Origin of the sequence: Streptomyces chartreusis (assembly GCF_008704715.1) — a bacterium.
In the GTDB taxonomy this organism is placed as follows: Bacteria; Actinomycetota; Actinomycetes; order Streptomycetales; family Streptomycetaceae; genus Streptomyces; species Streptomyces chartreusis.
Genome location: NZ_CP023689.1, coordinates 3,236,923 through 3,259,153 on the forward strand (window position 1 = coordinate 3,236,923; position 22,231 = coordinate 3,259,153).

At 70.1% G+C, this 22,231-nt stretch carries 19 protein-coding genes; 12 read left to right on the forward strand and 7 right to left on the reverse strand.

Going from position 1 to position 22,231, the window contains the following annotated elements; translation table 11 throughout:
• Positions 1–93: 93 nt before the first annotated feature.
• The 4 genes from CP983_RS13495 to CP983_RS13510 form a co-directional block, all read right to left on the reverse strand.
• Entirely contained in the window at positions 94–2,319 is a 2,226-nt protein-coding gene (locus CP983_RS13495) for a HelD family protein (protein WP_150499741.1), read from the reverse strand.
• Positions 2,320–2,487: 168 nt separating this feature from the next.
• Positions 2,488–2,802, reverse strand: a complete 315-nt coding sequence (locus CP983_RS13500; RefSeq protein WP_107905173.1) for a thioredoxin family protein — start codon at positions 2,800–2,802, stop codon at positions 2,488–2,490.
• Between the two features lie 14 nt (positions 2,803–2,816).
• Complete coding sequence (locus tag CP983_RS13505) at positions 2,817–3,203, reverse strand: MerR family transcriptional regulator (RefSeq protein ID WP_125528147.1); 387 nt, start codon at positions 3,201–3,203, stop codon at positions 2,817–2,819.
• Positions 3,204–3,232: 29 nt separating this feature from the next.
• Complete coding sequence (locus CP983_RS13510; RefSeq protein WP_189748866.1) at positions 3,233–3,751, reverse strand: Lrp/AsnC family transcriptional regulator; 519 nt, start codon at positions 3,749–3,751, stop codon at positions 3,233–3,235.
• A gap of 45 nt (positions 3,752–3,796) precedes the next feature.
• Between CP983_RS13510 and CP983_RS13515 the strand changes: the two genes are divergently transcribed.
• Positions 3,797–4,726, forward strand: coding sequence for an NAD-dependent epimerase/dehydratase family protein (locus CP983_RS13515; RefSeq protein ID WP_150499742.1), 930 nt, complete (start codon positions 3,797–3,799; stop codon positions 4,724–4,726).
• A gap of 1 nt (position 4,727) precedes the next feature.
• Positions 4,728–5,621 (forward strand): aldo/keto reductase, encoded by an 894-nt coding sequence (locus CP983_RS13520; RefSeq protein WP_150499743.1) that lies wholly within the window; start codon positions 4,728–4,730, stop codon positions 5,619–5,621.
• 252 nt (positions 5,622–5,873) lie between these two features.
• Here the strand turns inward: CP983_RS13520 and CP983_RS13525 are convergent, their stop codons facing one another.
• A complete protein-coding gene (locus tag CP983_RS13525) occupies positions 5,874–7,259 on the reverse strand; it encodes a cation:dicarboxylate symporter family transporter (protein ID WP_150499744.1) in 1,386 nt (461 codons plus the stop codon).
• A 318-nt stretch (positions 7,260–7,577) separates the two neighbouring features.
• On the opposite strand from CP983_RS13525, the gene CP983_RS13530 reads away from it, so the two are divergent.
• The 6 genes from CP983_RS13530 (at position 7,578) to CP983_RS13555 (ending at position 14,627) form a co-directional block, all read left to right on the forward strand.
• Entirely contained in the window at positions 7,578–8,777 is a 1,200-nt protein-coding gene (locus CP983_RS13530; protein WP_150499745.1) for an RNA-guided endonuclease InsQ/TnpB family protein, read from the forward strand.
• Positions 8,778–8,839: 62 nt separating this feature from the next.
• Positions 8,840–10,594: a sensor histidine kinase gene (locus tag CP983_RS13535; RefSeq protein ID WP_150499746.1), complete on the forward strand. Its 1,755-nt coding sequence runs from the start codon at positions 8,840–8,842 to the stop codon at positions 10,592–10,594.
• A complete protein-coding gene (locus CP983_RS13540) occupies positions 10,591–11,283 on the forward strand; it encodes a response regulator (protein WP_093747314.1) in 693 nt (230 codons plus the stop codon). The genes CP983_RS13535 and CP983_RS13540 overlap by 4 nt, the downstream gene beginning before the upstream one ends.
• Positions 11,284–11,426: 143 nt before the next feature.
• Positions 11,427–12,803, forward strand: a complete 1,377-nt coding sequence (locus CP983_RS13545; RefSeq protein WP_150499747.1) for an extracellular solute-binding protein — start codon at positions 11,427–11,429, stop codon at positions 12,801–12,803.
• A 22-nt stretch (positions 12,804–12,825) separates the two neighbouring features.
• Positions 12,826–13,782, forward strand: coding sequence for a carbohydrate ABC transporter permease (locus CP983_RS13550; protein ID WP_150499748.1), 957 nt, complete (start codon positions 12,826–12,828; stop codon positions 13,780–13,782).
• A gap of 5 nt (positions 13,783–13,787) precedes the next feature.
• Complete coding sequence (locus tag CP983_RS13555; RefSeq protein WP_150499749.1) at positions 13,788–14,627, forward strand: carbohydrate ABC transporter permease; 840 nt, start codon at positions 13,788–13,790, stop codon at positions 14,625–14,627.
• On the opposite strand, the gene CP983_RS13560 is transcribed toward CP983_RS13555, so the two are convergent.
• Positions 14,617–15,063: a PPOX class F420-dependent oxidoreductase gene (locus CP983_RS13560; RefSeq protein ID WP_125529944.1), complete on the reverse strand. Its 447-nt coding sequence runs from the start codon at positions 15,061–15,063 to the stop codon at positions 14,617–14,619. The two genes, CP983_RS13555 and CP983_RS13560, sit on opposite strands and share 11 nt — an antisense overlap.
• Before the next feature lie 177 nt (positions 15,064–15,240).
• Here CP983_RS13560 and CP983_RS13565 point away from each other — a divergent pair, with 177 nt between their 5' ends.
• Positions 15,241–15,987, forward strand: coding sequence for a helix-turn-helix domain-containing protein (locus tag CP983_RS13565; protein WP_373309841.1), 747 nt, complete (start codon positions 15,241–15,243; stop codon positions 15,985–15,987).
• A 36-nt stretch (positions 15,988–16,023) separates the two neighbouring features.
• On the opposite strand, the gene CP983_RS13570 is transcribed toward CP983_RS13565, so the two are convergent.
• Entirely contained in the window at positions 16,024–17,049 is a 1,026-nt protein-coding gene (locus CP983_RS13570) for an ATP-dependent 6-phosphofructokinase (RefSeq protein WP_107902673.1), read from the reverse strand.
• A 222-nt stretch (positions 17,050–17,271) separates the two neighbouring features.
• On the opposite strand from CP983_RS13570, the gene pta reads away from it, so the two are divergent.
• The 3 genes from pta to pyk all read left to right on the forward strand — a co-directional run bounded on the left by pta (position 17,272) and on the right by pyk (position 22,132).
• On the forward strand, positions 17,272–19,380 hold the full coding sequence (gene pta, locus CP983_RS13575; RefSeq protein ID WP_150499750.1) for a phosphate acetyltransferase: 2,109 nt from the start codon (positions 17,272–17,274) through the stop codon (positions 19,378–19,380).
• The gene (locus tag CP983_RS13580; protein ID WP_150499751.1) at positions 19,377–20,615 is read left to right on the forward strand and encodes an acetate kinase; all 1,239 of its coding nucleotides are present in this window, start codon (positions 19,377–19,379) and stop codon (positions 20,613–20,615) included. The genes pta and CP983_RS13580 overlap by 4 nt, the downstream gene beginning before the upstream one ends.
• An 86-nt stretch (positions 20,616–20,701) precedes the next feature.
• The gene (gene pyk, locus CP983_RS13585) at positions 20,702–22,132 is read left to right on the forward strand and encodes a pyruvate kinase (protein ID WP_126899567.1); all 1,431 of its coding nucleotides are present in this window, start codon (positions 20,702–20,704) and stop codon (positions 22,130–22,132) included.
• The last annotated feature ends 99 nt before the right edge of the window (positions 22,133–22,231 follow it).

Here is a 22,231-nt window from a genome sequence, read left to right on the forward strand (position 1 = left end):
CCGCAGGGGCGCGGGGAACTGCGCGACCAGCCCCCCGCGGCGGCTGGTCGCGCAGCCCACCTCACCTGCCACGGCGCGGGCGAAGCCCTGCCGTCACTCCGACGCGCCCTCGGCCAGCGCCTGCGGCAGGCGCCCCGTGTGCAGCACCCCCAACCGCTGTGTCGCCCGTGTCAGCGCCACGTACAGGTCGCTCGTGCCGTACAGGCCCGGTTCCACCACCAGTACCGAGTCGAACTCCAGGCCCTTGGACTGACGGGGGTCGAGGAGTACGACGCCACGGGTCAGGTCGGGCTCGGTGTCCGGCGTGATGCCGTCCAGGTGGGCCGCCAGCTTCCGGTGCAGGTGGCGCGGGGCGATGACCGCGAGCCGGCCCTCGGCCGGGGTGAGCTCCTCGACGGCCTTCGCAACGGCGCCGGGCAGGTCGTCGGTGGCGCGCACCCAGGGACGTACACCGGTGGACCGTACGGAACTGGGCGGTTCGAAGTCCGGGTTCTCCGCCCTGACGACCGCCGCCGCGAGGTCCATGATCTCGGCGGGCGTGCGGTAGTTGACGCCCAGGCGGGTGTGCTCCCAGCGGTCCTCGACGTACGGCTGGAGGATCTTCCGCCACGAGCCGACGCCCGCCGCCTCCGCCGTCTGGGCCGGGTCGCCGACCAGGGTCATCGAGCGGGTCGGGCTGCGCCGCATCAGCAGCCGCCACGCCATCGGCGACAGCTCCTGCGCCTCGTCGACGATGATGTGCCCGAACGCCCAGGTCCGGTCGGCCGCCGCGCGCTCGGCGGCGCTGCGGTGGTCGTCCTCCTCGTGGCGCTCGGCGAACCGCTCGGCGTCGATGATGTCGTGCGCGGACAGGACCTCGGAGTCCTCCTCTTCCTTGTCCTCGAACTCGTAGGTGCGCGAGGCGTACGAGACGTCCAGCACGCCCTGTGCGTAGGCGACCTGTGTCTCCCGCTCCCGCTCGGCCAGCGCCCGCCGCAGCCTGTCGTCCTCGCCGAGCAGTTCGGCGGCCTCGTCGAGCAGCGGTACGTCCGACACCGTCCACGCCCGGGTCACGGGCCGGCGGATCGCGGCGACGTCCTCGTCGGGGAGGTAGCCCACGGGGTCGGCGAGGAAGTCCGCGACCAGTCGCTGCGGGGTCAGCCGCGGCCACAGCTGGTCGATGGCGGCCCAGACCTCCGGGTTCTCGGCGATGTCGTCACGGATCTGCGTGATGTCGCTCGGGTCCAGCAGATTCGTACCGTCGAAGGGGTCGGTCCCGACCCGCTCGGCGTACAGCTCGGTGAGGGTGTTGAGGATGTGGCCCTCGAAGTGCTCGCGTGCCGCGTTGTGCGGCAGCCGCGCCGCGCGGGCCTTCTCGCGCGCCACCTTCACCAGGCCGTCGTCGAGCATGAGGATCTCGCGGTCGTGCTCGATGGCGATCACCGGGTCGGGCAGCGCCTGCCAGTCCAGTACGACCTCGGCGAGCACGTCCGCCATGTCGGCGCGCCCCTTCACCGCGGCCGCCTCCCGGGTGTCGGTCGCGGTCGCCCGCACGCCGGGGAACAGTTCGCCGACGGTGGCCAGCAGCACGCCCGTCTCGCCCAGCGCGGGCAGGACCTCGCCGATGTAGCCGAGGAAGGCGGGGTTGGGGCCGACGATCAGGACCGCCCGCTTGGCGAGCAGTTCCCGGTGTTCGTAGAGGAGGTAGGCCGCGCGGTGCAGGGCGACGGCCGTCTTGCCGGTGCCCGGACCGCCCTCCACGACCAGCACCCCGCGGTGCGGCGCCCGGATGATCTCGTCCTGCTCGGCCTGGATGGTCTGCACGATGTCGTTCATCCGGCCGGTGCGCGCGGTGTTCAGCGCGGCGAGCAGGACCGCGTCGCCGGTCGGGTCCTCGTGGCCGGTGCGCTCCCGGTCGCCGAGGTCGAGGATCTCGTCGTGCAGGGCGGTGACCGTACGGCCGCCGGTGGTGATGTGCCGCCGGCGCCTGAGGCCCATCGGGGTGTGGCCGGTGGCCAGGTAGAAGGGCCGGGCGACGTCGGCCCGCCAGTCGACAAGGATCGGCGTGCGCTCGGCGTCGTCGGTGCGCAGGCCGATACGGCCGATGTGGTGGGTGGTGCCGGAGGAGAGGTCGATCCGGCCGAAGCAGAGCGAGCCGTCCACGGCGTTCAGCGCGGCGAGCAGCCCCGAGCGCTCGGCGACCAGGATGTCCCGCTCCAGCCGTGCCTGCATGGGCGTGTTGCCCTGGGCGAGCGCGTCCGTGACGGAGTCCTCGGTGTCACCGCGCAGCGCGTCCACGCGCGCGTACAGGTCGTCGATGAATTCCTGCTCGCGTCGCATTTCACCGTCTTGAAATTCGGTGTTTGACAATTCTGCTCCCGCCCGGATATACTGTGCTCAGTGAACTTCACCGCGACCGAATTCACGCGAAGTCGCGAACCATTGAATATACGCAAAGAAATCCCCCGGGCGCAATTGCCCGGGGGGTTTCTTGTGTTCGGGACGGAATCACAGCACGTCGGCGAGCTCCTCCAGAAGCCGCCGCTTGGGCCGTGCGCCCACCATCGACTTCACCGGTTCACCGGCGCGGAAGACCATGAAGGTCGGCATCGACAGCACCTTGTACGCGTTGGTGGTGTCCGGGTTGGTGTCCACGTCCAGCTGCACCACCTTCAGCCGCTGCCCCTCCTCCGCGGCCAGGGCCGTGAGCACCGGCCCCATCTGCCGGCAGGGCGGGCACCAGTCCGCGGTGAACTCCACCAGCACCGGCAGCTCCGCCCCGATCACCTCCGTCTCGAAGTCCGCGTCCGTCACCTCTGCCACGCCCGCCGCCCTGATCACAGCTCCTGCCCTCCCAGTTCGCACAACGGTGGTTCCCCCTCGGCCATCGACAGCCGCAGGCCGATCTTGGCCCGCACGGCCCGCAGCTCGCCGATCAGCTCGTCGAGTTCGCCGAGCTTGCGCCGGTAGACCTCGAGCGAGGCGGGACACGAGTCGCCCTCGGGGTGCCCGGCCCGCAGACACTCCACGAAGGGCCGGGTCTCCTCCAGGTCGAACCCGAAGTCCTGCAACGTCCTGATCTGCCGCAGCAGCTTCAGATCGGCCTCGTCGTAGGTCCGATAGCCGTTGCCGCCGCGGCGCGCGGGCAGCAGTCCCCGCGACTCGTAGTAGCGCAAGGTGCGCGTCGTGGTCCCGGCCCGCGCGGCCAGCTCGCCGATTCGCATGCGTACGAACGTAATCCTTGACGCCGACGTCAGGGCAACCGCGGCAGGAGCGGCTTTCCCGGCAGCGGCGAGGACAGCACGATCGATGTGGTCGTGCGGCCCAGCGCCGAGGTCTGTTCGAGGATCTCCTCCAGGTGGACGGTGTCCTCGACGGCGACCTTCAGGATCCAGCAGTCCTCCCCGACGACGTGGTGGACCTCGACGATCTCCGGGCGGTCGATCAGCTCCAGGGTGCGGGGGTGGCGCAGGGTGTAGCCGCCGTGCGGGTTGACCCGGATGAAGGCCTGGATGCCGTAGCCGAGCCGGGCGGGGGCGATCCGCGCGCCGTACCCCGTGATCGCGCCCGCCGCCTCCAGTCGCCGCACCCGCTCGGTGACGGCCGCCGGGCTGAGCCGCACCCGCCGGCCCAGCTCGCTGAGCTTGATCCGGCCGTCGGTCTGGAGCAGTTCGAGGATCTGCCGGTCCAGGACGTCGAAGGCCACCGATGTTTCGACGGCGGACGGACGCAGATGCCGAGGTTCTTTTGGCGCGGTGGCCGGATCTCCCATGTCTTCCCCTTCAGAACGCGGTGTGAGGCCGGGAGAATCATGGTCATGCGAAAGGCGCGAGAGGTAAAGGCACGAGAGGTACTCGTCATCGGCGGCAGCCGCTATTTCGGCAAGCGGCTGATCGCCCGGCTGCTGGCCGCCGGGGACCGGGTGACGGTCCTCAATCGCGGATCGTCGGCGCCGCCGCCCGGCGCGGTCCACCTCGTCGCCGACCGGGACGACGAGAAGTCCCTGACGGCGGCGCTGGGTTCACGGACCTTCGACGCCGTGGTCGACCAGGTCTGCTACACCCCGCGCCAGGCGTCGATCGCCCGCCGGGTGTTCGCCGGCCGCACCCGTCGCTATGTGCTGACGTCGACGGTGGAGGTGTACGAGTACGAGGACTCGATCGCCCCCGTGCGCGAGACGGACGTGGACCCGGCGGCCGTACCCGTCGACCTCGGACTCCCCTGGGACGACCCGGAGTTCCTCGACACCCACTACGGCGAGGGCAAGCGGCAGGCGGAGGCCGTGTTCACCGCCGGTCCCGGGTTCCCGTTCACGGCGGTGCGGGTCGCCCATGTGCTGGGCGGGGACGACGACTTCACGGGCCGCGTGGAGCACTACGCGAGCCGGATCCGCGCCGGGACGCCGATCGCCGTGCCGGTGGTGAACCATCCGGCGACGTACATCCATGTCGAGGAGATCGCCGACTTCCTGTTCTGGGCCGTGGGCCAGGACTTCACCGGCCCGGTCAACGCCGCCTCGCACGGGCTGCTCACCACCGAGGAACTGTGCGCCGAGATCGCCGCGCACCACCCGGACGGCCGGACCGTCCTGCGGCCCGTCGAGGTCGGCGAGGTCTCCCCCTTCTCCTTCGCCCGCGCCTACGGCATGGACAACTCCCGCGCCACCCGGCTCGGTTTCCGCTTCACGCACGCCCGGCAGTGGCTCCCGAAGGCCCTCGCCGAGACCCTCGGAAAGGACGGCGGCTGACATGCGCCACCGCACGCTCGGCCCCCTGCGCGTGAGCGCGATCGGCCTCGGCGCGATGCCGCTTTCCATCGAGGGCCGCCCCGACGAACCGCGCGCCCTGGCCACCGTGCACGCCGCACTCGACTCCGGCGTGACACTGCTGGACACGGCGGACTCGTACCATCTGCCGGGCGCCGAGCCGGGGCACAACGAACTCCTCGTCGCCCGCGCGCTGGCCGCGTACGGCGGCGACACCGACGGCGTGCTCGTGGCCACCAAGGGCGGTCGCGGCCGACCCGCCGACGGCGGCTGGACCGTGGACGGCGACCCGCGCCGGCTGAAGTCCGCCGCCGAGGCGTCACTGCGGCGGCTCGGCGTCGAGGCGATCGGGCTCTACCAGCTGCACAAGCCCGACCCCGCCGTGCCGTTCGAGGAGTCGGTCGGCGCGCTGCGCGAGCTGCTCGACGAGGGCAAGATCCGCCTGGCCGGCGTCTCCAACACGGACGCAGACCAGATCCGCGCCGCCCACCGCATCCTCGGCGACCGGCTGGTGTCGGTGCAGAACCGCTACTCGCCCGCCGTACGGGACAGCGAGGCCGAGCTCCGCCTGTGCGCGGAACTCGGGCTCGCGTTCCTGCCGTGGAGCCCGCTCGGCGGCATCTCGCGCAGCTCGCTCGACGGGCCCTCGCAGCCGACGGCCGCCCGGCCGGGCGCCTTCCATGAAGTGGCGCGGGCGCACGGTGTCAGCCCGCAGCGGGTGGCCCTGGCCTGGCTGCTGGCGCGGTCCCCGGCAGCGATCCCGATTCCGGGGGCGAGCCGCCCGGAGACGATCCGGGACTCGGCGGCCGCGGCCGACCTGGCGCTGGACGCACAGGAGCTGGAACTGCTGAACGACGCGGCCGCGCCGGTCGGTTGACACCCGCCGACGGTCAGTGATTTGCGGGGGCGGCGAGAGCCCGGGAAACGCTTGACCGGGCGGCTGAGTGACGGGGGACAACTCAGCCGCCCGGCGCATACGGCCGGACGCCCGGCCCCGGTTCAGGCGGGGCCGGACGTCCGGAGGAGGGAGGGGGCTGCAAGCCCCTCAGGGGCGCGGGGAACTGCGCGACCGGCCACGGACGGACCGCAGCACCCCCGAGCCGCTTTTCCGGCTCTCCCTGCGGAGCGGTTACGCCTTGGCGAGTTCCTTCTCGCCGCCCTGCTCAGGCACCCCGGCCGGCTCGGCGTCGTGGTCGTCCAGGAGGGTCTTCTCGTCGAACGGGATCTCGCCCGCGAGGACCTGGTCGACCCGACCGCGGTCGATCTCCTTCGTCCAGGTGCCGATCAGCACCGTGGCGACGGCGTTGCCCGCGAAGTTCGTCAGGGCGCGGGCCTCGCTCATGAAGCGGTCGATGCCGACGATGAGGCCGATGCCGTCCACCAGCGCGGGCTTGTGCGACTGGAGGCCACCGGCCAGGGTCGCGAGGCCGGCACCGGTGACACCCGCGGCGCCCTTGGAGGCGACCAGCAGGAAGAGCAGCAGCGGGATCTGCTCGCCGATCGACATCGGCGTACCCATGGCGTCGGCGATGAACAGGGACGCCATGGTCATGTAGATCATGGTGCCGTCGAGGTTGAAGGAGTAGCCGGTCGGGACGGTGATGCCGACGACGGGCTTACTGACGCCCAGGTGCTCCATCTTCGCGATGAGGCGCGGCAGCGCCGACTCGGAGGAGGAGGTCGACAGGATCAGCAGGAACTCACGGCCCAGGTACTTGAAGAACGTGAGGATGTTCAGGCCCGCGACGATCCGCAGCAGCGCGCCGAGCACGATGAAGACGAAGAGGAAGCAGGTGACGTAGAAGCCGAGCATCAGCACCGCGAGGCTCTTCAGCGCGTCCAGGCCGGCGGAACCGGTGACGGCGGCGATGGCACCGAAGGCACCGATCGGCGCGGCCCACATGACCATGGCGAGGATGCGGAAGACGAGCCGCTGGATGTGCTGCACACCGCGCAGGATCGGCTCACCGGCGTTGCCCATGGCCTGGAGCGCGAAGCCGGCGAGCAGGGCGACGAGCAGCGTCTGGAGGACGGACTCCGAGGTGAAGGCCGAGACGATCGTGGTCGGGATGATGCCGAGCAGGAACTCGGTGGTGTCCTTGGCCTCGGCGTCGACCTGCGCGTGCCCGGCGTCCTTGATGGCGTCCGTGACGGCGAGGCCGGTGCCCGGCTCCAGGATGTTGCCGACCACGAGGCCGATGGCGAGCGCGACCAGCGACATCGCGAGGAAGTAGACCAGGGCGATACCGCCCACGGCGCCGACCTTGGCGGCCTTGCGTACCGAGCCGATGCCCAGGACGATCGTGCAGAAGATGATCGGCGAGATCATCATCTTGATCAGGGCGACGAAGCCGGTACCGATGGGCTTCAGCTCGACCGCGAAGTCGGGAGCGGCGAGGCCCACGGTGATACCGAGGGCGACCGCGATGATCACCGCGATGTAGAGATAGTGCGTGCGGTCCCGTTTGGCGACGGGTGCGGCAGGTGCCGTATCGGGGGAACTGGCGGCGGCCACGGCTGCCCTCCTTGACGTCTTCGTCGGTTTTGTCACCGGCGTGCGGCTCACGTCCGGGGTGGGGGGTCGCTGATCGGCTGCCGAGCCCCGGGGGAACGGGGTCGTATTTCAGCGATGCGGTGACTATCTCCCGCGGTGTGAGGGCGGTCACCCTTCCGTTCATTTAGTTCACCAGCGCCTTCGGGAAGACCTTGAAGCGAACGCATGTACCCACATTCACCGACCGGGGTGGATGTGATCGCGTTTGGCACACATGAATGGGTGTCGTACGTACGGTCTCAGCAGGGAGAGCCGGGCGACGGAGGGGGGCGACGGCGGATGGCGGCGAGTGAGGCGGGCGGGATCGGACATGTGCGGTACACGTACCGGCTGCGTATGTCGTCCACCGCCCTGTCGGGCCTGCTCGCGGAGTGGGACCGGTGCCGTTGGGTGTGGAACGAATGCGTGGCGCGCTCCAAGAAGGCCCACATCGACGGGGAGGAGTGCGGCCCGGCCCGGTTGGATCGGATGCTGACCGAGGCCCGTGCCGTCACGCCCTGGCTGGCCGAGAGGTCCTCGGTTCCGCAACAGCAGCTCATCCGTGACTTCGGCAGGTGCCGTGCGAAGGCGCTCAAGGACATCAAGGACGGACTGCCCGTACGGCAGCGGGCCGGAATGCCGGGATTCAAGAAGAAGAACGAGGCCGAACCCAGCCTGAACTACACGCGCCGCGGCTTCCGGCTCAGGGACGGGCGCCTGCACCTCGCGGGCTGCATCGTCGTGTCGGTGGTGTGGTCGCGGGAGCTGCCCGCCGAGCCCTCCTCGGTGCGTGTGTACCGCGACAGCGTCGGGCACTGGTACGCCTCGTTCGTCGTCCCCGCCGAAGTCCAGCTGCTCCCTGAGACCGGCGCGGTGATCGGCGTCGACTGGGGCGTGAAGGAGACCGCGACCACCACGTCGGACACCCACGATCTTCCGCACGCCGAACACGGCAAGAAGGCGAGGAAGAAGCTCTCCAGGTATGACCGGATGATGGCCCGCCGCAAGCCGAAGAAGGGCGAGCCGGCCTCCAACGGCTACCGGAAGGCGAAGAGGCTGCGGGCGAAGACGTACCAAAAGATCGCTCGACAGCGGCAGGACACCAGTCGCAAGTGGGCGAAGAAGGTCGTGACCGACCACGACGCCATCGCGGTGGAGGACTTTCGCCCGAAGTTCCTCGCCAAGTCCACCATGGCCCGCAAGGCCGCCGACGCCGCGATCAGCGCCACGAAGAAGGCCCTGCTGGAGATGGGCCGCAAGCATGGGCGGGACGTCCGTCTCGTAGACCCCGCGCACACCACCATGGACTGCGCGTCGTGCGGAGCGAGAGCCAAGCACGCACTTCCTCTTTCAGAACGTACCTACACCTGCACCGCCTGCGGAGCCGTGTCCCCCAGGGACAAGAACTCCGCCCACGTGATGCTCGTCCGGGCTGGTCTGAACCCGGCTGGTGCCGATGGCGGAAGACCTCCTGGAGCGCCGTTCCAGCAGGCTGCCTGAGCCAGGAATCCCCTCGTTCGTCGGGGGAGCAGTCAAAATCAGCCATGGGGCAGACTGACGACATGCGTATCCCCGTCCCGAGACCCCGCAGCCTGGCGGCTCAGCTCTTTGCCATGCAGGCTGTGCTGATAGCGGTGCTCGTCGCCGGGTACGCGGTGTTCACCTACCTCAGTGACACCGGGCAGGCCGAGGACGCCGCCGGGCGTCAGGCCAAGGCCGTGGCCCAGTCGATCGCCGACGCCCCGTCCGTGCGGGAGGCGATCCGCACCCCCGACCCGACGGCCGAACTGCAGCCGTACGCGCTGCGTGTCCAGCACGACGCCGAGGTCGACTTCGTCACGATCATGAACACCAAGGGCATCCGCTGGACGCACCCCGACGAGGAGCAGATCGGCCAGCACTTCCGCGGCCACACCGAGCGCGCCCTGCGCGGGGAGCCGTTCACCGAGACGTACACCGGCACGCTCGGGCCGTCCGTGCGGGCGGTCGTGCCGATCTACGACGGGGGTCGGGATCCGGCCCACATCGTGGGGCTGGTCAGCGCGGGCATCCGCGTCGAGGCCATCAGCGCACGGGTGCAGGACCAGCTGACGGCCCTGATCGGGGTGGCGGCGGGCGCGCTCACGCTGGGCGCGATCGGCACGTACGTCATCAACGCCCGGCTGCGCAGGCACACCCATGGCATGAACGCGGCCGAGCTGAGCCGGATGCACGACTACCACCAGGCGGCGTTGCACGCGGTGCGTGAGGGGCTGCTGATGCTGGACGGGCAGTTCCGGGTGGCGTTGATCAACGACGGCGGGCGGGAGCTGCTCGGCGTGGCCGGTGACGTGGTGGGGCGGTCGGTCGCGGAGCTCGGGCTGCCGGCCCCGCTGACCGGGGCGCTGCTGGCGTCCGGGCCCCGGGTGGACGAGGTGTATCTGACGGCGGAGCGGGTGCTGGTGGTGAACACCTCGCCGGTGTCGGGCGGTGAGCGGCGCGGCACGGTGGTGACGTTGCGGGACGTCACCGAACTCCAGTCCCTGATGGGCGAGCTGGACTCCGAGCGGGGCTTCACCCAGGCGCTGCGGTCCCAGGCGCACGAGGCGGCGAACCGGCTCCACACGGTGGTCTCGCTGATCGAACTGGGCCGTGCCGAGGAGGCGGTGGAGTTCGCGACCGCCGAGCTGGAGCTGGCGCAGGCGCTGACCGACCAGGTCGTCGCCGCGGTCAGCGAGCCTGTGCTGGCGGCGCTGCTGCTGGGCAAGACGGCACAGGCCAACGAGCGGGGCGTGGAGCTCGTCGTGTCGGAGGACAGCCGGCTCGACGACGGTCTGCTGCCGGACACCCTGCCCGCCCGGGACCTGGTGACCATACTGGGCAACCTGATCGACAACGCGGTGGACGCGGCACAGGGAAGCGTGGGGGCACGGGTGACGGTGACGGCGTACGCCGAGGGCGGCGAACTGGTGCTCCGGGTGTCGGACACCGGCGCCGGGGTGGATCCCGCGCTCGGTGAGACGGTGTTCCAGCGCGGGTTCTCCACGAAGCCGGCCGGGCCGGGCGGCCGGGGGCTGGGGCTGGCGCTGGTCCGGCAGGCCGTGAGCCGGCACCAGGGTGTGCTGGCGGTGGCGGAGGCCGACGGCGGCGGGGCGGTGTTCGAGGTGCGGATGCCGTTGGTGGACGGGGCGGGCGGGAGCGCCACAGAGGGCACGGCATCAAGCTCGGGCTCGGGCGAGCGCACCGGCTCGGGTGGCGGCTCCGCTTCCCTCGACGGCTCCGGGCCCGCGGACAGCGCCGCCTCCCAGGGCGCGGCGGTTTCGAGAGGTGACGTATGACGGCGGCGGCCGAGCAGGCGATTCGCGTCCTGGTCGTGGAGGACGACCCGGTGGCGGCGGACGCGCACATGATGTACGTCGGGCGGGTGCCGGGGTTCGTCGCGGTCGGCAAGGCGCACACCGGTGCGGAGGCGCGCCGCGCGCTGGAGCGGACGCCGGTGGACCTGCTGCTGCTCGACCTGCACCTGCCGGATGTGCACGGGCTGCAACTGGCGCGCTCGCTCAGGGCGGCGGGGCATCACGCGGACGTGATCGCGGTGACGTCGGCACGCGATCTGGCGGTGGTGCGCGAGGGGGTGTCGCTGGGGGTCGTGCAGTACGTGCTGAAGCCCTTCACGTTCGCCACACTGCGGGACCGGCTGGTGCGCTATGCCGAGTTCCACGCGGCCGTCGGCGAGGCGAGCGGGCAGGACGAGGTCGACCGGGCGCTGGGCGCGCTGCGTGCGCCGGGGCCGGCGGCGCTGCCGAAGGGGCTGAGCGCGCCGACGCTGGAGCGGGTGACCGGCGCGGTGCGGGACGCCGGCGAGGGGCTGACGGCGGCGGGGGTCGCCGAGGCGGTGGGGATCTCCCGGATCACGGCCCGGCGGTATCTGGAGCATCTGGTGGAGGCGGGCCGGGCCGAACGCAAGCCGGTCTACGGGCAGGTGGGGCGACCGGAGCTGGTGTACCGGTGGGTGCCGGGCCGTTAGGCGCAGCGGACGGGTTGAGCACCTGGCCGGCGAGACGTCCAACACCCAATCCTTCGCACAAGGATTGACCTGACTAGACCACTCAACCTACGTTCACCGGGCAGCCATCCCCGCGCCACGACGAAGTGCGCTTGCAGGAGGTCATGCCCGTGCGCCCCACCGCCTCCCTCCCCACACTCCTCGCCCTCACTCTCGCCGCCGCCGGCACGCTCACCGCGTGCGGCGGCGGTTCCGGCAGTGACCCGGACACCGTCAAGGTCTCCTACAAACAGTCCATGGACAACTCCATCAAGGTGATGGACACGTATCTCGCGGACATCAAGAAGCAGTTCGAGAAGGCGAACCCCGGCAAGAAGGTCGAGTTCGTCCCCATCAAGGCCCCGGACTCGGAGTACTACACCAAGCTCCAGCAGATGCTCCGCTCCCCGAAGACCGCTCCCGACCTGGTCTACGAGGACACCTTCCTCATCAACTCGGACATCACCAGCGGGTACTTGAAGCCTCTGGACAGCTACCTCGCCAAGTGGCAGGACTGGAACCAGTTCATCGACACGGCGCAGGCCGCGGCCGAGGGCGAGGACGGCAAGACGTACGGCGTCCCGGACGGCACCGACACCCGGGGGCTGTGGTTCAGCAAGGACGTCTTCAAGAAGGCCGGTCTGCCCGCCGACTGGCAGCCGAAGACCTGGAACGACGTCCTGGAAGCCGCCCGCACCGTCAAGGAGAAGGTCCCGGGCGTCATCCCGCTCAACGTGTACACGGGCAAGCCCGTCGGTGAGGCCGCCACCATGCAGACCTTCGAGATGCTGCTGTACGGCACGAACGACGGCACGGCGGACCCGCTGTACGACAAGTCCGCCAAGAAGTGGGTGGCCGGCAGCAAGGGCTTCAAGGACTCCCTGTCCTTCGTCGAGACCGTCTACAAGGAGAAGCTCGGCCCGGAGGTCTCCGACGCCCTCGACCCGAACGTCGGTACCCGGATACGCGGCGAGTGGCTGCCGAAGGGCAAGCTCGGCATCGCCCTCGACGGCTCCTGGCTGCCGCAGGACTGGCTGCCGGGCAGCGGTCACGAGTGGCCGGAGTGGTCCGAGGAGCTGGGCCTTGCCGCCATGCCCACGCAGAACGGCCAGGCGCCCGGCAAGGTGAGCATGTCCGGCGGCTGGACGTGGTCCATCCCGGCCAAGGCGGGCAACCCCGACCTCGCCTTCGAGTTCATCAAGACGATGCAGACCAAGGCGAACGCGCAGAAGTGGTACATCGCCAACTCCGGCATCGCCGTACGCAAGGACGTCGCGGACGACCCGTCGTACACGGACGCCCAGCCCGGCATCAAGTTCTTCACGGACCTGGTCGCCAGCACCCACTACCGGCCCGCGTTCCCGGCGTACCCGAAGGTCTCGACCGCGGTGCAGGAGGCGATGGAGGGCGTGACGACGGGTGACATGTCGGTGGAAGACGCGGCCAAGGGGTACGACGAGGAGCTGAAGTCGGCGACGGACGACCAGGTGATCCAGAAGTGAGGGACGGCGAGGACCACCGCCCATGACCGCCGAAGCACCGCACGCGGCGACGGGTCCGACGACGGGCAAGTCCCCGTCGGGCCCGCCGGCTTCCCGGCCGCCGGGCCCGCCGCCCGCCCTGCTGCACCGCAGCCTCGCCCGGGCCCTGCCCGTCTCCCCCGCCGTCGTCCTGCTGCTCCTCTTCCTCGCCGGCCCCATCGCCTACTGCGCCTTCATCGCGTTCACCGACCTCCAGCTCACCGGCCAGGCCGAGGAGTCGTTCGTCGGGTTCGACAACTTCCGTACGGCCTTCGGTGACGAGGCGTTCCTCAACGCGGTCTGGATGACCCTCGTCTTCACCGTCATCTCGGCCCTGATCGGCCAGAACACCCTGGGCCTGGCCCTGGCCGCGCTGATGCAGCGCGCGTCGAAGCCGGTCCGCACCCTGGTGGGCGGCATCGTCGTCACGGCGTGGGTGCTGCCGGAGGTCGTCGCAGGGTTCCTGCTGTACGCCTTCTTCCGTCGCGAGGGCACTCTGAACGCGATCCTGGAGTGGCTCCGGCTGCCCACCCAGAACTGGCTGTTCACGCTGCCGATCCTGGCAGTGTCCTTCGCGAACGTGTGGCGGGGCACGGCGTTCTCGATGCTGGTCTACTCGGCGGCCCTGAACGAGATCCCCAAGGAGATCACCGAGGCGGCGCAGGTCGACGGCGCCGGCGGCTGGCGCCGGATGTGGCACATCACGCTCCCGATGATCCGCCGTTCCATCGGCACCAACCTGATGCTCATCACTCTTCAGACGCTGTCCGTCTTCGGGCTGATCTGGGTGATGACGAGGGGCGGCCCGGGCGGCAAGAGCCAGACCCTGCCGCTGTTCATGTACGAGGAGGCGTTCCAGAAGAGCATGATCGGCTACGGCACCGCGGTCGCCCTGCTGCTCCTGGTGGTGGGCTCGCTGTTCTCGGTGGTCTACCTGCGTCTGCTGCGGACGGAGGTCTGACGCGCATGGCCCGTTCCCTCGCAACCCGCCGGAGCTCGCACCGCCTGGCCGCCGACGCCGGTCTGCTGGTGGTGGCCGCGGCGTTCGTGCTGCCGCTCGTGTGGGTGGTGCTGTCGTCCCTGGACACCGGCGCCGACCTCCGGGTGAAGGTCCCGGACGGCATCACGCTGGACAACTTCGACGCGGTCCTGACCCCGGAGATCACGTTCACCCCGTTGCTCAACAGCCTGCTGCTGTGCGGCGGCGGGACGGCCCTGACGGTGGTGTGCGCGGCGCTCGCCGCCTACCCGCTGTCCCGGTTCCGCTCGCGCTTCAACCGCCCGTTCCTGCTGACGATCCTGTTCGCGACGAGCCTGCCCATCACGGCGATCATGGTTCCGGTGTACGCCCTGTTCGTGCGGGTGAACCTGATCGACACCATGCAGGGCACGATCTTCTTCTTCGCCGCCTCCCAACTGCCGTTCGCCATCTGGCTGATGAAGAACTTCATGGACGGGGTGCCGAAGGAGCTGGAGGAGGCGGCCTGGACGGACGGCGCGTCCTCGCTCCAGTCGCTGGTGCGGATCGTGCTGCCCCTCATGGGCCCCGGAGTGGCCGTGGTGACGGTCTTCTCCTTCGTCATGATGTGGGGCAACTTCTTCGTCCCGTTCATGCTCCTGCTGACGCCGGACCAGATGCCGGCGTCCGTGAGCATCAACGACTTCTTCGGCAACCGCGGGATGGTGGCGTACGGCCAGCTCGCGGCGTTCTCCATCGTCTACTCGACGCCGGTGATCCTGTTGTACGTGCTGATCTCACGCCGGCTGGGCAGCGGCTTCGCGCTGGGCGGCGCGGTCAAGGGGTGACGTCGGGCAGCACTCCCGCCCGGAACGCCTCCACGCCCACGACCCGGCGCACCCGCACCGGCTCGATCAGCAGCATCACGCGCCGCTCCCCCGGCAGCAGCCAGGGGTAGCGGTCCTGCCCGATGTACTTCTGCGCGAGCCGGTCCATCGCCCGTTCCGCCACGTCGCCCTCCACGAACCGGACGACCCGCCCCCGGATCTCGGCGCGGTCGTAGGGGTTCTCCGGGTCGTGGTGGGACAGGGAAACGTTGGGATTGAGCCGCAGGTTGTCCACCTTCACCCGCCCCATGGACGTGTTGACCATGACGTACTCGTCTTCGATGTCCGCCCACATGGGCGAAACCTGCGGCATCCCGTCGGGGTCCACGGTCGCGAGGTGCCAGAAGTTCGGCGCGAGGAGACGCTCGCGAATATGCCCGTTGAGCTTGCCGTTCACCGGTGGTCACCACCTTCCGGGGCCGCCACGGTGACGCCCCGGCGCCATCCTGATCGCCGCCCCACGTCACCGACAGACGATCTTCGGCCAGCGGCGAACCCGTCAGTAGCCGTAGCTTCCTACAATCCGTGATCCTGGCCGAACAGACCGTAGTCACCCCATCTCGGCGGGCCTACGTTGTGGCGCGTGCGTCGACCCCCAGCCCAACCGAACCAGCCCTACAACCGCTCCAGCCACCGCAATCCGCCCACTCCCCCGTTCAACGCCCCTGCCGCCCGCAGACTCCGCGCGGCCCTGAGCATGGGCCCCGGACATGTCGCCTACGGCATGCGCGTCTCGTACGGCCTGCCCTATGTCACCGAGGACCTCGTCATCGCCTGGGAACGCGAACTCGCGGCTCCCACCAGCAACGAGCTGACCGCCCTGGCGGGCGTGCTGTGGTGCTCGCCCGGTGAACTGCTCGGCAAGCCCCGGACGCTGCGCGAGCACCGCATCGCCCGCGGTCTGGCGCCGGAGGACGTGGCCCGTGCCGTCGGGCACGAGGTGCAGGCGTATCTGCGGATGGAGGAGAACGACGACTGGCGCGGCACGGACCGCCAGTCCGCCGCCCTAGCCGAGATCCTCGGTCTGACGATCCCCGACTTCATCACCGTCACCGGCCGCGAGGCCCGCCTCGCCGATCTGCTGCGCAGCGCGGTGACGACGCGCTGGCAGGCGTATGTGCGCCCGGTCGGCAAGATGGTGCCGCTGGACCGGCGCCTGCTGGAGATCACGCTCCAGGAACTGCACCAGCACTACCAGGGCCAGATGACCGCCACCCTCAGCTGGGGCGGCGGCAGCGGTGACTCCAGCGCGGCCGGCCGTGAGTTCATGGACGGGATCGTGGAGCGCTTCTGGACGATGGTCCAGGAGAACAGCCCCTGACTCCGGTGGCCGTTCGCCGGTGGGCGGGGCCTGTGACTAGAAGACGGACTCCGCCTCGTCCATCCGGTCCTTGGGCACCGTCTTCAGCTCGGTGACCGCCTCGGCCAGCGGCACCATCACGATGTCCGTGCCGCGCAGCGCGGTCATCCTCCCGAACTCGCCCTGGTGCGCGGCCTCCACCGCGTGCCAGCCGAATCGGGTGGCGAGCACCCGGTCGTACGCGGTCGGCGTGCCGCCGCGCTGGACGTGGCCGAGAATGACCGGCTTGGCCTCCTTGCCGAGCCGGCGCTCCAGCTCGAAGGCGAGCGCCGTGCCGATGCCCTGGAAGCGCTCGTGGCCGTACTGGTCGATCTCGCCCTTGCCGTAGTCCATGGAGCCGTCGGCGGGGTGCGCGCCCTCGGCGACGCAGATCACCGCGAACTTCTTGCCGCGGGAGAAGCGCTCCTCGACCATCTTGACGAGGTCGGCGGGGTCGAACGGGCGCTCCGGCAGGCAGATGCCGTGCGCGCCGGCCGCCATGCCGGACTCCAGCGCGATCCAGCCCGCGTGGCGGCCCATGACCTCCACGACCATCACACGCTGGTGCGACTCGGCGGTGGTCTTCAGACGGTCCATGGCCTCGGTGGCGACGCCGACGGCGGTGTCGAAGCCGAAGGTGCGGTCCGTGGAGGAGATGTCGTTGTCGATCGTCTTGGGCACGCCGACGACCGGCAGCCCGGCGTCGGACAGCATGCGGGCCGCGGTCAGGGTGCCCTCGCCGCCGATCGGAATGAGGGCGTCGATGCCGAAGTCGCGGGCGATGTCGGGGGCGTTCTCGCAGGCCTCGCGCAGCCGGTTGCGCTCCAGGCGCGACGAGCCGAGGATCGTGCCGCCGCGGGCCAGGATGCCGCTGACGCCCTCCAGGTCGAGGTGGCGGTAATGGCCGTCCAGCAGGCCGGCGAAGCCGTCCTCGAAGCCGATCACCTCGTCGCCGTACTGGGCGACGGCGCGGTGCACGACCGACCGGATCACGGCGTTCAGGCCGGGGCAGTCGCCGCCTGCGGTGAGAACTCCGATACGCATCGTGCTGTGTCTCCTGCTCGCTGTTGACACCGGTGAGCCAGTCCGATTGTTTCACGTCCCCGAGGGCACCGTCCGACCCGGCAACCTGACGGGCGCCTTATCCATCGCCAAAGGTATTGTCAAGAGGGTTTCGCTCACCTCACTGGGCGATTTTGCGACCCTGGAACCGCCACCAGGGGGGACCCGTCCGGAACACATCGCACGACGAAAGGGAGACCACGCGTGACGCGCAGCGTGTACGTGACCGGCATCGACCGCGGCGACGGCCGGCAGGTCGTCGAACTGGGAGTCATGGAGCTCCTGACCCGGCAGGTCGACCGGGTGGGGGTGTTCCGGCCGCTGGTGCATCACTCCCCGGACCGGCTGTTCGAGCTGCTGCGCGCCCGTTATCGCCTCTCCCAGGACCCGGCGACGGTCTACGGCATGGACTACCACGAGGCGTCCGCCCTCCAGGCCGAACGCGGCACGGACGAGCTGGTCTCCACCCTCGTCGACCGGTTCCACGCGGTCGCCCGCGACTACGACGTCGTCCTCGTCCTCGGCACCGACTACGCCGACACCCAGCTCCCGGACGAGCTGTCCCTGAACGCCCGGCTCGCCAACGAGTTCGGCGCGTCGGTGATATCCGTCGTGGGCGGGCGCAAGCAGACGACCGAGTCGGTGCTCGCCGAGACGCGCAACGCCTACCGGGCGTACGAGAACCTCGGCTGCGACGTGCTCGCCATGGTCACCAACCGGGTCGCCCGCGGCGACCGGGACGAGATCGCCCGGCTACTGGACTCCCGGCTGCCGGTGCCCTGCTACGTCGTCCCGGACGAGCCCGCCCTGTCCGCGCCGACGGTGTCGCAGATCGCCCAGTCCCTGGAGGCGAAGGTTCTGCTCGGCGACGACTCGGGGCTCGCGCGCGACGCGCTGGACTTCGTGTTCGGCGGCGCGATGCTGCCGAACTTCCTGAACGCCCTGACCCCGGGCTGCCTGGTCGTCACCCCGGGCGACCGCGCCGACCTGGTCGTCGGCTCGCTGGCCGCGCACAGCGCCGGCACCCCGCCGATCGCCGGTGTGCTGCTCACCCTGGACGAGCGCCCCGGCGACGCGATCCTCACCCTCGCCTCGCGCCTGGCCCCCGGCACCCCGGTGCTGTCGGTGCCCGGCTACAGCTTCCCCACCGCCGAGCAACTCTTCTCCCTGGAGGGCAAGCTGAACGCGGCGACCCCGCGCAAGGCGGAGACCGCGCTCGGCCTCTTCGAGCGGTACGTCGACACCGGGGAGCTGCTGGGGCGGGTCTCGGCACCGAACTCCGACCGGGTCACACCGATGATGTTCGAGCACAAGCTGCTGGAGCAGGCCCGCTCGAACATCCGCCGCATCGTGCTGCCCGAGGGCACCGAGCCGCGCGTGCTGCACGCGGCGGAGGTGCTGCTGCGGCGCGGGGTGTGCGACCTGACCCTGCTCGGCCCGGTCGACCTGATCCGCAAGCGGGCCGCCGACCTCGGCATCGACCTCGGCGACACCCAGCTGATCGACCCGGCCACCAGCGATCTGCGCGACTCCTTCGCCGAGAAGTACGCCCAGTTGCGCGCCCACAAGGGCGTCACCGTCGAGCTGGCCTACGACGTCGTCTCCGACGTGAACTACTTCGGGACCCTGATGGTCGAGGAGGGGCTGGCCGACGGCATGGTGTCGGGGTCCGTCCACTCGACCGCGGCGACCATCCGGCCCGCCTTCGAGATCATCAAGACCCGGCCGGACGCCGGCATCGTCTCGTCGGTCTTCTTCATGTGCCTCGCCGACAAGGTGCTCGTCTACGGCGACTGCGCGGTCAACCCGGACCCGAACGCCGAGCAACTGGCCGACATCGCCATCCAGTCGGCGGCCACCGCCGAGGGGTTCGGTGTCCGGCCGCGCATCGCGATGCTGTCGTACTCGACGGGCACGTCGGGTTCGGGCGCCGACGTCGACAAGGTGCGTGAGGCCACCGAGCTGGTGCGCCGGCGGCGGCCCGACCTGATGATCGAGGGGCCGATCCAGTACGACGCCGCGGTGGAGCCGTCCGTCGCGGCGACGAAGCTGCCGGAGTCCGAAGTGGCCGGGCAGGCGACGATTCTGATCTTCCCCGACCTCAACACGGGCAACAACACCTACAAGGCCGTACAGCGCTCGGCCGGCGCCATCGCCGTCGGCCCGGTGCTCCAGGGCCTGCGCAAGCCGGTCAACGACCTGTCCCGGGGCGCCCTCGTCCAGGACATCGTCACGACCGTCGCCATCACGGCGATCCAGTCCCAGCCCCGGTCCACCGCCCCGTCCCTCCACGAGAAGGCCACCGTCCAGTGACCGCGTCCCGCGTCCTCGTCCTCAACTCCGGCTCCTCGTCGGTGAAGTACCAGCTGCTGGACATGCGTGACAGCAGCCGACTGGCCGTGGGCCTCGTCGAGCGCATCGGCGAGCAGGTCTCCCGGCTCAAGCACACCCCGCTGGCGGCCGGCGGCGGGAGCCGCGAGTGGAGCGGCCCGATCGCCGACCACGACGCCGCCCTGAAGGCCGTGGCGGCGGAGCTGGCCAAGGACGGCCTCGGCCTGGACTCGCCCGAGCTGGCCGCGATCGGCCACCGCGTGGTGCACGGCGGCAAGCACTTCACCGAGCCCACCGTCATCGACGACGCCGTGCTCGCCGAGATCGAGCGGCTCATCCCGGTGGCCCCGCTGCACAACCCGGCCAACCTCACCGGCATACGCACCGCGCAGTCGCTGCGCCCGGACCTGCCCCAGGTCGCCGTCTTCGACACCGCGTTCCACACGACGATGCCGGAGTCGGCCGCCCGCTACGCCATCGACGTGGAGACCGCCGACCGGCACCGCATACGCCGGTACGGCTTCCACGGCACATCGCACGCGTATGTCTCCCGGGCCACCGCGAAGCTGCTGGGCAAGGCTCCCGAGGACGTGAACGTCATCGTGCTGCACCTGGGCAACGGCGCGTCGGCGTCGGCCGTGCGGGGCGGGCGGTGCGTGGACACCTCCATGGGGCTGACCCCCTTGGAGGGGCTCGTGATGGGTACGCGATCGGGTGACATGGATCCCGCCGTCATCTTCCATTTGGCGCGTGTTGGCGATATGTCCATCGCGGAAATCGACACTCTTCTCAACAAGAAGAGTGGATTGATCGGCCTGTGCGGCGACAACGACATGCGGGAGATCCGCCGCCGGATCGACGAAGGTGACGAGCGGGCCCACTTGGCCTTCGACATCTACATTCACCGACTGAAGAAGTACATCGGCGCCTATTACGCCGTGCTCGGCCGGGTGGACGCGATCGCGTTCACGGCCGGCGTCGGCGAGAACGCGGCACCGGTGCGGGAAGCCGCCGTGGCCGGCCTGGACCCGCTTGGCCTCGCGGTGGACCCGGAACTGAACGCCGTACGCGGTGACGAGCCGCGGCTGATCTCGCCCGCGGGCGCGAGGGTGGCGGTCGCCGTGGTACCGACGGACGAGGAACTGGAGATCGCGACACAGACCTACGCACTGGTCGGCGGCACCGATATGCGGGCGCACCGCACGGGCAACGACTGAGTAACACGGCTGAGCAAAGCACAGCTCATTTGTATCTTCCACCAGACGGAATATTCCGCGGCGAAACAAACCGATAGGATCGTCCCATGCGCCGTTCGAAAATCGTTTGTACTCTCGGCCCCGCGGTCGACTCCCATGAACAGCTTGTCTCGCTGATCGAGGCCGGCATGAATGTGGCCCGCTTCAACTTCAGCCACGGCACGCACGACGACCACCAGGGGCGGTACGAGCGCCTGCGGGCCGCCGCCGCGGAGACCGGCCGGGCCATCGGTGTGCTCGCCGACCTCCAGGGGCCGAAGATCCGCCTGGAGACCTTCGCCGAGGGCCCGGTGGAGCTGGAGCGCGGTGACGAGTTCGTCATCACGACCGAGGACGTCCCGGGCGACAAGCAGATCTGCGGGACGACCTACAAGGGCCTGCCCGGTGACGTCGGCAAGGGCGACCAGATCCTCATCAACGACGGCAACGTCGAGCTGAAGGTCACCGAGGTCGAGGGCCCCCGGGTCAGGACGATCGTCATCGAGGGCGGCGTCGTCTCCGACCACAAGGGCATCAACCTGCCCGGCGCGGCCGTGAACGTGCCGGCGCTGTCGGAGAAGGACGTCGAGGACCTCCGCTTCGCGCTGCGCATGGGCTGCGACATGGTCGCCCTGTCCTTCGTGCGGGACGCCAACGACGTGCAGGACGTGCACAAGGTCATGGACGAGGTCGGCCGCCGCGTCCCGGTCATCGCCAAGGTGGAGAAGCCGCAGGCGGTCGCCAACATGGAGGACGTCGTGCTGGCGTTCGACGCCGTGATGGTCGCGCGTGGCGACCTCGCCGTCGAGTACCCGCTCGAGAAGGTCCCGATGGTGCAGAAGCGGCTCATCGAGCTGTGCCGCCGCAACGCCAAGCCGGTGATCGTGGCGACCCAGATGATGGAGTCGATGATCACCAACTCCCGCCCGACCCGCGCCGAGGCCTCCGACGTGGCCAACGCGATCCTGGACGGCGCCGACGCGGTCATGCTGTCCGCCGAGTCGAGCGTGGGCGCGTACCCGATCGAGACCGTCAAGACGATGTCGAAGATCGTCGCCGCGGCCGAGCAGGAGCTGCTCGCCAAGGGCCTCCAGCCGCTCGTGCCGGGCAAGAAGCCCCGTACGCAGGGCGGTTCGGTGGCCCGCGCGGCCTGCGAGATCGCCGACTTCCTCGGCGGCAAGGGCCTGGTCGCCTTCACCCAGTCCGGCGACACCGCCCGTCGGCTGAGCCGCTATCGCGCCGCGCAGCAGATCATCGCGTTCACCACGGACGAGTCCACGCGCAACCAGATGACGCTCAGCTGGGGCGTCGAGCCGCATGTGGTGCCGTTCGTCAACAGCACCGACGAGATGGTCGACCTGGTGGACCAGGAGATCGTCAAGCTCGGTCTGTTCAACGAGGGCGACATCGTGGTCATCACGGCCGGCTCCCCGCCCGGCGTCCCCGGCACCACCAACATGGTCCGGGTGCACCACCTCGGCGGCGGCGCGCGGGACTGACCCCGCAGACCGCCCGCAAGGGCCCTGAACGACGCCGAGGGCGCCTCCTGTGACAGGGGGCGCCCTCGGCGCTTGTGCGGCTCCCGAACGGGCTTGTGG

Coding starts and splice junctions, on each gene's coding strand:
- CP983_RS13530 (WP_150499745.1), top strand. CDS start 7,578: ATGGCGGCGAGTGAGGCGGGCGGGATCGGACATGTGCGGTACACGTAC.
- CP983_RS13555 (WP_150499749.1), top strand. CDS start 13,788: ATGGCCCGTTCCCTCGCAACCCGCCGGAGCTCGCACCGCCTGGCCGCC.
- CP983_RS13550 (WP_150499748.1), top strand. CDS start 12,826: ATGACCGCCGAAGCACCGCACGCGGCGACGGGTCCGACGACGGGCAAG.
- CP983_RS13495 (WP_150499741.1), bottom strand. CDS start 2,319: ATGCGACGCGAGCAGGAATTCATCGACGACCTGTACGCGCGCGTGGAC.
- CP983_RS13570 (WP_107902673.1), bottom strand. CDS start 17,049: ATGCGTATCGGAGTTCTCACCGCAGGCGGCGACTGCCCCGGCCTGAAC.
- CP983_RS13505 (WP_125528147.1), bottom strand. CDS start 3,203: ATGCGAATCGGCGAGCTGGCCGCGCGGGCCGGGACCACGACGCGCACC.
- CP983_RS13520 (WP_150499743.1), top strand. CDS start 4,728: ATGCGCCACCGCACGCTCGGCCCCCTGCGCGTGAGCGCGATCGGCCTC.
- CP983_RS13535 (WP_150499746.1), top strand. CDS start 8,840: ATGCGTATCCCCGTCCCGAGACCCCGCAGCCTGGCGGCTCAGCTCTTT.
- CP983_RS13545 (WP_150499747.1), top strand. CDS start 11,427: ATGCCCGTGCGCCCCACCGCCTCCCTCCCCACACTCCTCGCCCTCACT.
- pyk (WP_126899567.1), top strand. CDS start 20,702: ATGCGCCGTTCGAAAATCGTTTGTACTCTCGGCCCCGCGGTCGACTCC.
- CP983_RS13540 (WP_093747314.1), top strand. CDS start 10,591: ATGACGGCGGCGGCCGAGCAGGCGATTCGCGTCCTGGTCGTGGAGGAC.
- CP983_RS13515 (WP_150499742.1), top strand. CDS start 3,797: ATGCGAAAGGCGCGAGAGGTAAAGGCACGAGAGGTACTCGTCATCGGC.
- CP983_RS13510 (WP_189748866.1), bottom strand. CDS start 3,751: ATGGGAGATCCGGCCACCGCGCCAAAAGAACCTCGGCATCTGCGTCCG.